The following is a 9,987-nucleotide window of genomic DNA, read 5'->3' as shown; positions in this document are numbered from 1 at the left end:
GCCCTTCTGGTTGCCGTAGAACACCAGTCCGCCCGCCGTGGTCAGCGCGCCGCCCACGAAAGGCAGGTCTTCCTTGATGCTCCAGACCTTCTTCTTGCTAACCGGATCCCACGCCAAGAACTCGGCCAAGTGGGAACCGGAGGTACCCGCCATGTCGAGGTTGAACTCGGAGGCCAGGAAGAATTTACCCGGCGTGTACTCCTCGTCCTTGGTGGCGATGTCCATGCACATGTTGAAGGCCGGCAGGTAGTTCAACCCGGTCTGTTTGCTATGGGACATGGGCGGCCAGTTCTTGCCACCGATCAGGTTCGGGCACACGTTACGTGCCCACTTACCCAATTGGGGACGCTTCTCGTTGTTAGCCGCTTCCACCGGACGGCCGGTTTTCAGGTCGACGTGAGTCGCCCAGTTCACCGTCACGAAGGGGTCGGCCGAGATGAGCTTGCCGTTCTCGCGGTTGAGCACGTAGAAGAACCCGTTGCGATCCGCGTGGGTGATCACCGGAACCGTTTTGCCACCTATGTTGAGGTCGGTGAGGACGGCTTCGTTGATGCCGTCGTAATCCCACACATCGTTAGGCGTGAACTGATAGCCCCACTTGATCTTGCCGGTATCGCCATCGAAGGCCAACTGAGCGGCCGTCCAAAGGTTGGACATGCTGCCGAAGTCGCTGGAATCGATACTACGATTGTGGCCGCCCCAAGGCCCGGTGTTGCTGGTGGACCAGTAAAGCGTGTTCAGCTTCGCATCGTAGGAACCCACACCCCAGGTGGAGGCAGCGCCGGTCTTCCAGGAGTCGCCCTTCCAGGTTTCATTGCCGGGCTCGCCCGGGCCGGGAATGGTGTAGGTCCTCCATACCAACTCGCCAGTGGCTTGCCTATAAGCCGTAACGGAGCCGCGGATACCGAACTCGCCGCCCGCGATCCCGGTCACCACCAAGTCTTTGTATACGACTGGGGGCGATGTGATGGCGTGGCCGCGCTTGTAGTCTTCCACGGCCACTGACCAAAGGCGCTTGCCGGTCTTGGCATCGAGGGCATCCAACTTGGCATCCAAACGACCAAAGAAAATCCGGCCATTGGCATAGGACACGCCGCGGCTATCCAAGCCACAGCACACCGTGGACATGTAGTCGTTGGGTAGCTCCGGCTCGTGCTTCCACTTGACCTTGCCGGTCTTGGCGTCGAGCGCGAAGACATACTTGGGACCGGTGGAACTGCTGGCATACATGGTATCGCCCACGATGATGGGGGACGTCTCCTGCGTGTCAACGGTACCCAGGGATTGGATCCACTGCACCTTCAGGTTCTTTACGTTGCCGGTGTTGATCTGATTGAGCGTGCTGTAACGGGTGTTGGCGAGATCCCCCCCGTAGTTTGCCCACTCATTCCCGGACTGCGACCATGCCGTGGTGGCTGCCATTACAACGGCAGTACCCAGCGTGGCCGCCAGTACTTTGCGTCTGGATTGTCTCATTTTGGTATATCTCCTCACGTTATCGAGAAACGCTACTTGGTTTTCGCACAAGTCGCGCTGTTTCCTCTCCAGCCGGCATGCGGCCATAGTGGAACCGGAAGACCTGTACGCCTGATAACATTACCACTAAAATTCGCTTCAGGCGATTCCCCATCAACATGCCGACAACAGATCCGGCGGCCGCATGACCTTATCGCGTTTCCCTTTATGCACGCTACCGCCAGAAGCCGAGGCGCTGCGCGAGCCTGTCCGGGCGTTCTTGCGCCAGGAACTTGGCGGCCGTCCTCATACCAAGGCGGGAAAATCCTGGATGGGCTACGACGCCGAATTCTCTCGCAAGCTAGGCGCCAAGGGATGGATCGGCGTGACTTGGCCCAAGCGCCATGGCGGTGGCGAGATGAGCGCCCTTTCGCGCTACGTTATAGTCGAGGAATTGCTGGCGGCGGGGGCTCCCGTCATTGCCCACTGGATCGCAGACCGGCAAAGCGGCCCCCTCATCCTGCGCTACGGAACCGAGGCGCAGAAGGAGTTCTTCCTCCCGGCCATTTGCCGCGGCGAGATGGCCTTCTGCATCGGCATGAGCGAATCGGATTCCGGGTCGGACCTGGCCTCCATCCGCACTCGTGCGCGGCGAGCCGGTGGCGCGTGGCGCATTAACGGCGCCAAGATATGGACGAGCAATGCGCACCGCTGCGATTACATGATTACCCTGGTGCGCACCTCGGATTCGCCAGAGAAACACCAAGGGCTCTCGCAGTTTCTCATCGACTTGAAAGCGCCCGGCATCACCGTTCGCCCCATCCGCGACCTGACGGGTGACAACTCCTTCAACGAGGTGGTATTCCAAGACGTGCTGGTAAGTGATGACAGTTTGGTCGGCCAGGAGGGGAACGGCTGGGCGCAAGTGGTGGCGGAACTGGCCCTCGAACGCAGCGGCCCGGAGCGTTTCCTGAGTTGTCATGCGCTGGTCAAGGAACTCATCGACCGCTTGGGGCCCAAGCCTGACGCCCGCTCGGCCATTGTCGTGGGCGGCATCGTATCGAAACTCGCCGTGTACCGGCAAATGTCGCTCAGCATCGCCGCGCGCCTGAACAAGGGCGAGAATCCCGCCACCGAAGCGGCCTACGTGAAGGATCTGGGCACCACTCTGGAACAAGACATTCCCGAGATGGTTCACGGCCTCATGGAAAGCACGCCCTCGCTCGACGGCGAAGACTACGAACAGTTGCTGGCCTACATCACTCAGTTCGCCCCCTCTTTCTCACTACGCGGGGGAACGCGAGAAATTCTGCGCGGCATCATCGCGCGCGGCCTGGGAGTCCGCTAATGCGCGCATTATTCGAAGACAGCATCAACCGCATTCTCGCGGACCATGTCACGGCGGCGTTGCTGCAAAAAGCCGAAGCGGGCGAATGGCAAGAAACGCTCTTCAACTTGCTAGACGACGGCGGATTCGCGCGCGCCTCCGCGACGGAAATCTCTGGCGGCGTGGGCGCACCATGGCCCGACCTATTTCCCGTCGTCTTCGCTTGCGGCCGGCACGCCCTACCCCTGCCGTTGCCCGAGAGTTTGGCCGCCTGTTGGTTGCTGGAGCATGCGGGCATCCCGGTTCCAAAGGGACGTCTCACCTTGGGCCGCGCCAGTGCCGGCACGCGCCTTGAGAAGCGCGCTGGCGAGTGGCGCTTGCACGGCAGCCTGGATGCCGTGCCCTGGGGCGGCGCGGCGGACTTCGTCGTGACCAGCGTTGCTCATGACGGGGGCCCGCATCTGGTGCTCGCCAAGCGCAGCCAAGCCGTCGTCCATCGCAATCAGAACATCGCCCGCGAAGCGCGTGACGGCTTGGAAATGAGCGGCGCAACCGTTCAAGCTGCGGTGCCGTATTTCAAGGACGCCACTAACGATCCGGTGCAAAACTTCGGAGCGCTCGTGCGCTCGGCGCAGATCGCCGGTGCCATGGATCGCATGGCGGAACTATGCGTCCAGTACGCCAATGACCGCGTGCAATTCGGCAAACCCATCGGAAAATTTCAGGCTATCCAGCAACAACTCGCCGTGCTCGCCAGCGAGTCGGCCAGTGTGTCCACCGCAGCCGAATACGCCTTCGCCATGGCAGGACAGGAACAACCGGGTTTCGCCATCGCCTGCGCAAAAGCGCGTGCGAGCGAAGCTGCGGGCAAAGCAGCCGCCATCGCCCATGCCGTTCACGGCGCCATCGGCTTCACCTACGAACACAGCCTGCACTACCTTACCCGCCGCCTGTGGTCCTGGCGCAGCGAGTTCGGCACCCACGCTTTTTGGTCAGAGCAACTCGGCCGGCAGGTGTGCGAGCGGGGTGGAGAGGGGTTGTGGCCGTTGATAATCGAACAACAAGGGAGGTGGGAGGAAGGAGGTTGGAGGGGTTAAAACCGGAGAGGCGAATCGTTCGGCGATCGTCGTCTTGGCCATGGGTTATCCTCCCTCCTCCCGCCTCCCTCCACCCAAAAATGCCTTTCCTCCTCTACGACCAGCAAGACTCCATCGTCACCCTCACCATGAACAGGCCCGAGGAGCGCAACGCGCTCTCGGAACCCGAGCAGATGGAAGAATTCGTCGCCACCTGCGATCGCATCAACCGCGACATGAGTGTGAAGGCGGTGATCCTCACCGGCACTGGCAGTGCGTTCTCCTCGGGCGGCAACATCAAGCACATGCGCGAGAAGAAGTACTACTCCGCCGGCTCGCCCGCGCAAATTCGCAACACCTACCGGCATGGAATTCAAAGAATTCCGCTGGCTTTGTATAACCTCGATGTGCCCACCATCGCCGCCATCAATGGACATGCCGTCGGTGCCGGGCTCGATCTCGCTTGCATGTGCGATGTGCGCATCGCGGCGGAGGGCGCCAAGATGGCATCGAGTTTCGTCAAGCTCGGCATCGTTCCGGGCGACGGCGGCGCGTGGTTGCTCTCGCGCGTGGTGGGTTCGGCGAAAGCGCTGGAACTCATGCTGACCGGTGACACCATCGACGCACCCGCCGCGCTGGCGTGCGGATTGGTATCCAAAGTGACGCCCGCCGGTAAACTCATGGAAGAAGCGCGCGCCTTCGCGCAACGCTTCGCGGCCAATCCCGCAATCGCCTTGCGCCTTACCAAGCGCTTGGTGCGAGAAAGCGCGCATACCAGCCTGAACACTTCCTTGGAAATGGCCGCGGCGTATCAAGCGCTCGCCCATTACACCAAGGATCACAACGAAGCAGTGAGTGCATTCCTAGACAAGCGCCCGCCGCATTTCACGGGGGAATGAACATGTTCTACGCGACTCCGAAATCCATCGATGCCACCGTCTGGGCCAGACTCCCGCCCGATCTTCGTGGCGCACCGCCCGATAACGAGTGGGTGCGGGGCCAGCCGCCCGGTTTTCCGGCAGTGGCGTTTCTCGAAGGGCCCTCCTTCGACCGCGACGGTAATTTGTGGTGCGTGGACATCGCCAACGGCCGCATTCTGAAAGTGGATGCCAAGGGTGAATTTTCCGTGGTCACGCAGTACGACGGCTGGCCCAACGGCCTGAAAATTCATCGCGACGGCCGCGTGTTCATCGCCGACTACAAGCACGGCATCATGGTGCTCGATCCCGAAACGAAGCGAGTGAAACCCTTTCTCGAACGCGCGAACGTGGAACGCTTCAAGGGCGTGAACGATCTGTTCTTCGCTTCCAATGGAGATTTGTACTTCACCGACCAAGGCCTCACCGGCTTGCACGACCCCACGGGCCGTTTGTTTCGCGTGACACCCGAAGGGCGCGTCATCTGCCTGCTCGACAACGTACCCAGCCCCAACGGACTGGTCATGAATCTAGAAGAAACCCACGTTTATCTCGCGGTCACTCGCGGCAATTGCGTGTGGCGCGTGCCCCTGGCTCGCGACGGTGGTGTATCCAAGGTCGGTATCTATGTTCATATGTCCGGCGGCATGGGGCCCGACGGCTTGGCCCTGGACAGCCAGGGTGGTTTGATCATCGCCCATGTTGGATTGGGCAGCGTTTGGGGCATGAGCCCCGCCGGAGAACCGCTCTACCGCATCCGTTCACCGCAAGGGCATCTCACCACCAACATGGCCTTCGGCGGCGCGGGGAACAAACAGCTCTACATTACGGAGTCGTCTTCGGGCACCATTCTGCGAGCGGATTTGGAAGTGGCCGGGCGGACCATGTTCTCTCACAGCTAGCGAATAATTGGGGATTCCGTACGCTCCTCCGTCCCTGGGCCAACGCGGAATCAAACGAGGAACGCGCGCAATTCGCTGGCCCTCGCCATCGCGTCACGATAGCCGAGGTCTATGAGGGCCCGCGTGTAAGGTGCTTCGAACAATAGATAGCTCGCGAGCGCACCGCCCTCCTTATTCATCGCGCCGATCCCGTCGAAAAACGCGCGTACCGAGCGGGGTAACGCCCGCACGTGTTTTGCGGCTAAAAAATCCAAGCGTTCGCTAGGTGCGATGACAATGACGTCAATGGGCCGGAGCGTGGCGCCGTCGCTCTCGCGCGCACCGGCGGGAATCAGACTAACGGTTTTGTTGATGCGTTGCAGGCGCTCGATATCCGCCTCCAGGCTGTCCAGAAAGATACTCGACAAGGCGTGCCCAGCAATTTGCGCCAGGCTGGGATAGGCGCTGGCGTGCCGCCGCTCCTCGCGCTCCATGCGGCCCGCGCAGATCACCAACACACGGTCCGCGCCCAGATGGATGGCAGGGCTGATGGGCGCGATCTGCCGCATCGATCCGTCGCCAAAGTACTCCCGGTTTATCTTTACCGCCGGAAAGAAAAACGGAATCGCGCTGGAGGCAAGCAAATGATCGACTTTGATCTCGGCGCGCACCCTTGCGCGCTGCATGCGTGACCAGGGTTGCGCGGACGCCGCCGCTTGAAAGAAGCTGATGCTCTCTCCGCTCGTGTACCCCGAAACCGTGATGCTCACCGCGTGCATGGCACCGTTGCCGATGGCACGCTGGATGCGCGAGAAATCCAATCGCGATGACAAGAGGTGGCGTAGCGGTGTATTGTCGAGTAGAGAACGCGGATTCTGGCGCACCAACCATCCGAACGCGAGCGCCGAAAGCCAGCGGCCGCCGGTCTTCGCGATCCCAACCTGGTCGGCACGGTACACGTGGCGGGCATGGAAATTACCCCACACAGCGAGCATATGGCCGACCGCCTCATCTAAGTTCTCCGCGAAAACGGCGAGGGCCGCGGCGTTGATGGCGCCCGCCGAAGTGCCAGAGATGATGGCGAAGGGATTTTTATCGCGTTCCGCGACCAGTTGCCGTACCGCGGAAAGCACCCCGGCTTGATACGCGGCACGGGCGCCGCCTCCCGCGAGTATTAATCAGGTTTTGTTAGGCATCAACCGATGCGTGGGAAATGTTGCGGAGGATCATACCAGGGATGGTTGCCCGAAGGTAACGCGAGGCTTCGAGAACCGGAGCTAAATCTAAAGAACGTAATGGCCTTCGGCGGCGCGTGCAACAGACAACCCTACATTACCGAATCCTCTTCGTGCGCCATTCTGTGAGCGGATTTAGAAGGGGCCGGGCGGACCATGTTCTCGCATCTTTGCATCTTTCGCGGTGAAATAATTGTCCTAAATTGGGCATCGGCAATTCCATATACCGGGTTGCCGGGATTCTGGTGTCCTGACTTCCTAAACTTTCGGAACACCACAAATGGATCTCGTAAAACTGGGCAAGAAGGGCCAAATCACCATTCCCAAGGGCATTTTGCGAAAACTGGCCATTCCAGACGAGGCGCCCATGGTGGTCGAGGCCAGCGCCGATGGCGCCATTGTTCTGCGCCAAGCCTTCGTGTTCCCCATTGAAATTTACAGCGACGCAAGAGTGAAGGAGTTCTCCGAGGAGGCCAAAATCACGCCCCGAGAGCAAGCGCGCGTGGAAGCCTCTCTCAAAAAACGTAAGATCAAGAACCGCCAACTCTAGATGCGCCTGTTCCTCGACGCCAATGTCTTGTTCAGCGCGGCATACCTGAATGAGAGCCGTCCAGGTATCTTATTTCGCTTGGCCGAAGCGGGATTGTGCGAACTTCTGGCTTCACCCTACACCATCGAAGAGGCAAGGCGCAATCTCGCATTCAAACGCAAGGAACGCCTACCGGAATTCGCCCGTCTTACCGCTGTTCTAACGATCTGCCCGGAGCCACACAAGGAATATATCGAATGGGCCGCGGCGCACGACTTAGGCCCCAAGGATGCCCCGGTCCTCGCGGAGTCGGCACAGGCAAGAGCCAATCTCCTTGTGACAGGAGACCGGACCGACTTCGGTCATTTGTACCGACGCACACTTCGAGAAGTAGAAATGCTACCCACCGCCGGCGCCTTGGATCGCGTGCTGTCGGCGGCGGGCTACTGAATTAGAGACCGAGGTTGCTCCCGTGTTCGCACCACGGTGCAACTTGGCTGCCGGTTCACTCTCGTCCCTTTCGAGAGTCTACTCGCCTCACTAGTGGGCTATCATAACCGCATCTAGCGCTATCGGATTTTGTTCGATGAACGAAGACCCTTCGCAAACCCGCAAGCTCGCCGCCATTCTCGCCGCTGACGTGGCAGGCTACAGCCGCCTCATGGGAGACGACGAGGCGGCGACGGTGCGCACTCTGACGGAGTACCGGTCGGTCTTCACCGCACAGATCGCGCGGCATCAGGGCCGAGTAATCGACACGGCGGGTGATAGCGCCTTGGCCGTATTCGAAAGTCCAGTCCAAGCCACCGAGTGCGCACTCTAGATCCAGAAAGATCTGGGCCGGAGAAACCGCCAGTTTGCCGAACACCGGCGCATGCAATTCCGTATCGGACTTAACCTCGGAGACGTGATTCTCCGCGACTACGGCACCGTCTATGGCGACGGAGTCAACATCGCCGCTCGTCTGGAGTCGCTCGCCGAACCCGGTGGAATATGCCTGTCCGGAACGATGTATGACCAGATCGAAGGCAAGCTGCCGATCTCTCTCAGATTTATCGGGGAGCAGACAGTCAAGAATATCGCAAGGCCGGTGCGCGCCTACCAGATGGAACCGGAGCACGGAATAATGCCAATCGCCCCGCCCGCCAGCGCGGCCGCCTCGAACACGCCGCGAAAGGTTGCGGTAGTGGCTGCCATCCTCGTCTTAGCCACTGGTGCAGGAGAGTGGTGGTATTCACAACGGCCGCCGGTATCTTCACCACCCAAAATCACGTCCAGCGCTAACGCATCCCTTCCCTTGCCGAACAAACCTTCCATCGCCGTGCTGCCCTTCGTCAACATGAGCGGCGATCCGAACCAGGAGTATTTCGCGGATGGGATCAGCGAAACTATCATCACCGATCTGTCCAAGCTTTACAATCTTAAGGTCATCGCCCGCAACTCGTAGTTCGCTTACAAGGGAAAGCCAGTGGACGTGCGCCGAATCAGCCAGGAACTGGGGGTGCGCTACGTGCTGGAGGGTAGCCTTCAGCAGTCCGGTGTTCGCATTCGGATGAACGCTCAGCTGATCGATGCGACTACAGGCAATCACCTGTGGGCCGAGCGTTTCGATCGCGACTTGAAGGATTTATTCGCGGTTCAGGACGAGATTACGCGCCAGATCGTGACCGAACTGGACGTGAAGCTCGTTGCCGGTGAGGACGCGCGAGTCTGGCACAAGACCCTGACCAACGCCCAAGGCGTATGAGGCCTATCTGCGCGGGCATGAGCAGCGATTCATCATGTCGCCAGATTCGAATAAACAGGCCCGTGCTTTCCACGAGCAGGCTATTGCGCTCGACCCCGGCTTCGCACTCGCCTACTCAGGATTGGCCTGGGCCCACTTCAACGACGCAAACTTCTATTGGAGTGACAGCCGAGAGGGTTCGACACAAAAGGCCCTGAAGGCGGCGAATCAAGCTCTACGGCTTGACCCCAATCCACCCGACGCGTACTCCGTGCTAGGCATGATCCATTCGCTGCTGTTGGCTGATCACGACCCGGCCGTCGCTTATGGAAAGAAGGCGGTTGAGTTGCAGCCGAACGGCGCACAGGCCAGTGCTGTCCTCGGGATCCTCCTTACACTTTCTGGGGAGCCTGAAGCCGCTCGACGCTATCTGGAGAAAGCCGTGGCCCTTAACCCGTTCCCAGAACCTTGGTACGATTTCGAGCTCGGGAAGGCTAATCAACTGACGGGGCGGCTCGATAAGGCGATTGAACACTTTGAGGCCGCGATCTCGAAGACACCCAAGTGGGTTTTGCTCCGGCTGCATGCGGCGTATGCCTACGTTGAGGCTGGGCGAATGCAGGATGCGCAACGCGAGATCGAAGCAGCCCTGCAGCTCGAGCCCGGAACCTCCATCGAGAAGGCAGACCAGTTTGAAAACTGGAAAAGGCTGGAGGACCGTGACCGGTATTTGGGCAATCTGCGCAAGGCAGGATTGAAGTAAGGTTTCCCTCATCCTAGCCTTCCCCCGCTGGCGGGGGAAGGAATGTACCGGCTGGCGCTATACCACCTCGAACAATCC

The 9,987-nt window shown here is 60.1% G+C and carries 12 protein-coding genes; 10 read left to right on the top strand and 2 right to left on the bottom strand.

Features of this window, described 5'->3' with window-relative positions:
- Window positions 1-1,563, bottom strand: a 1,563-nt coding sequence (locus EXR36_14410) for a PQQ-dependent dehydrogenase, methanol/ethanol family (protein ID MSQ60789.1), incomplete at its 3' end; no start/stop codon positions are given.
- A gap of 97 nt (window positions 1,564-1,660) precedes the next feature.
- On the opposite strand from EXR36_14410, the gene EXR36_14405 reads away from it, so the two are divergent.
- The 4 genes from EXR36_14405 to EXR36_14390 all read left to right on the top strand — a co-directional run bounded on the left by EXR36_14405 (window position 1,661) and on the right by EXR36_14390 (window position 5,677).
- Entirely contained in the window at window positions 1,661-2,803 is a 1,143-nt protein-coding gene (locus EXR36_14405) for an acyl-CoA dehydrogenase (GenBank protein ID MSQ60788.1), read from the top strand.
- A complete protein-coding gene (locus EXR36_14400) occupies window positions 2,803-3,879 on the top strand; it encodes an acyl-CoA dehydrogenase (GenBank protein ID MSQ60787.1) in 1,077 nt (358 codons plus the stop codon). The genes EXR36_14405 and EXR36_14400 overlap by 1 nt, the downstream gene beginning before the upstream one ends.
- 80 nt (window positions 3,880-3,959) lie before the next feature.
- Window positions 3,960-4,757: a crotonase/enoyl-CoA hydratase family protein gene (locus EXR36_14395; GenBank protein MSQ60786.1), complete on the top strand. Its 798-nt coding sequence runs from the start codon at window positions 3,960-3,962 to the stop codon at window positions 4,755-4,757.
- Window positions 4,758-4,759: 2 nt separating this feature from the next.
- Window positions 4,760-5,677, top strand: coding sequence for an SMP-30/gluconolactonase/LRE family protein (locus EXR36_14390; GenBank protein MSQ60785.1), 918 nt, complete (start codon window positions 4,760-4,762; stop codon window positions 5,675-5,677).
- A 50-nt stretch (window positions 5,678-5,727) separates the two neighbouring features.
- Here EXR36_14390 and EXR36_14385 read toward each other — a convergent pair whose 3' ends face one another.
- On the bottom strand, window positions 5,728-6,831 hold the full coding sequence (locus tag EXR36_14385; protein ID MSQ60784.1) for a patatin-like phospholipase family protein: 1,104 nt from the start codon (window positions 6,829-6,831) through the stop codon (window positions 5,728-5,730).
- A 340-nt stretch (window positions 6,832-7,171) separates the two neighbouring features.
- Here EXR36_14385 and EXR36_14380 point away from each other — a divergent pair, with 340 nt between their 5' ends.
- From EXR36_14380 to EXR36_14355, 6 genes are all read left to right on the top strand, one after another.
- The gene (locus EXR36_14380; protein ID MSQ60783.1) at window positions 7,172-7,441 is read left to right on the top strand and encodes an AbrB/MazE/SpoVT family DNA-binding domain-containing protein; all 270 of its coding nucleotides are present in this window, start codon (window positions 7,172-7,174) and stop codon (window positions 7,439-7,441) included.
- Entirely contained in the window at window positions 7,442-7,870 is a 429-nt protein-coding gene (locus EXR36_14375) for a PIN domain-containing protein (protein MSQ60782.1), read from the top strand.
- A 136-nt stretch (window positions 7,871-8,006) separates the two neighbouring features.
- Entirely contained in the window at window positions 8,007-8,243 is a 237-nt protein-coding gene (locus EXR36_14370) for a hypothetical protein (GenBank protein MSQ60781.1), read from the top strand.
- A 51-nt stretch (window positions 8,244-8,294) separates the two neighbouring features.
- Window positions 8,295-8,867: an adenylate/guanylate cyclase domain-containing protein gene (locus EXR36_14365; GenBank protein ID MSQ60780.1), complete on the top strand. Its 573-nt coding sequence runs from the start codon at window positions 8,295-8,297 to the stop codon at window positions 8,865-8,867.
- Window positions 8,868-8,888: 21 nt separating this feature from the next.
- Window positions 8,889-9,167: a hypothetical protein gene (locus tag EXR36_14360; GenBank protein MSQ60779.1), complete on the top strand. Its 279-nt coding sequence runs from the start codon at window positions 8,889-8,891 to the stop codon at window positions 9,165-9,167.
- A 34-nt stretch (window positions 9,168-9,201) separates the two neighbouring features.
- On the top strand, window positions 9,202-9,909 hold the full coding sequence (locus tag EXR36_14355; protein ID MSQ60778.1) for a tetratricopeptide repeat protein: 708 nt from the start codon (window positions 9,202-9,204) through the stop codon (window positions 9,907-9,909).
- Window positions 9,910-9,987 lie beyond the last annotated feature (78 nt).

Source organism: Betaproteobacteria bacterium (genome assembly GCA_009693245.1).
In the GTDB taxonomy this organism is placed as follows: Bacteria; Pseudomonadota; Gammaproteobacteria; order Burkholderiales; family SHXO01; genus SHXO01.
This window is presented reverse-complemented; position numbering and strand designations above follow the sequence as displayed.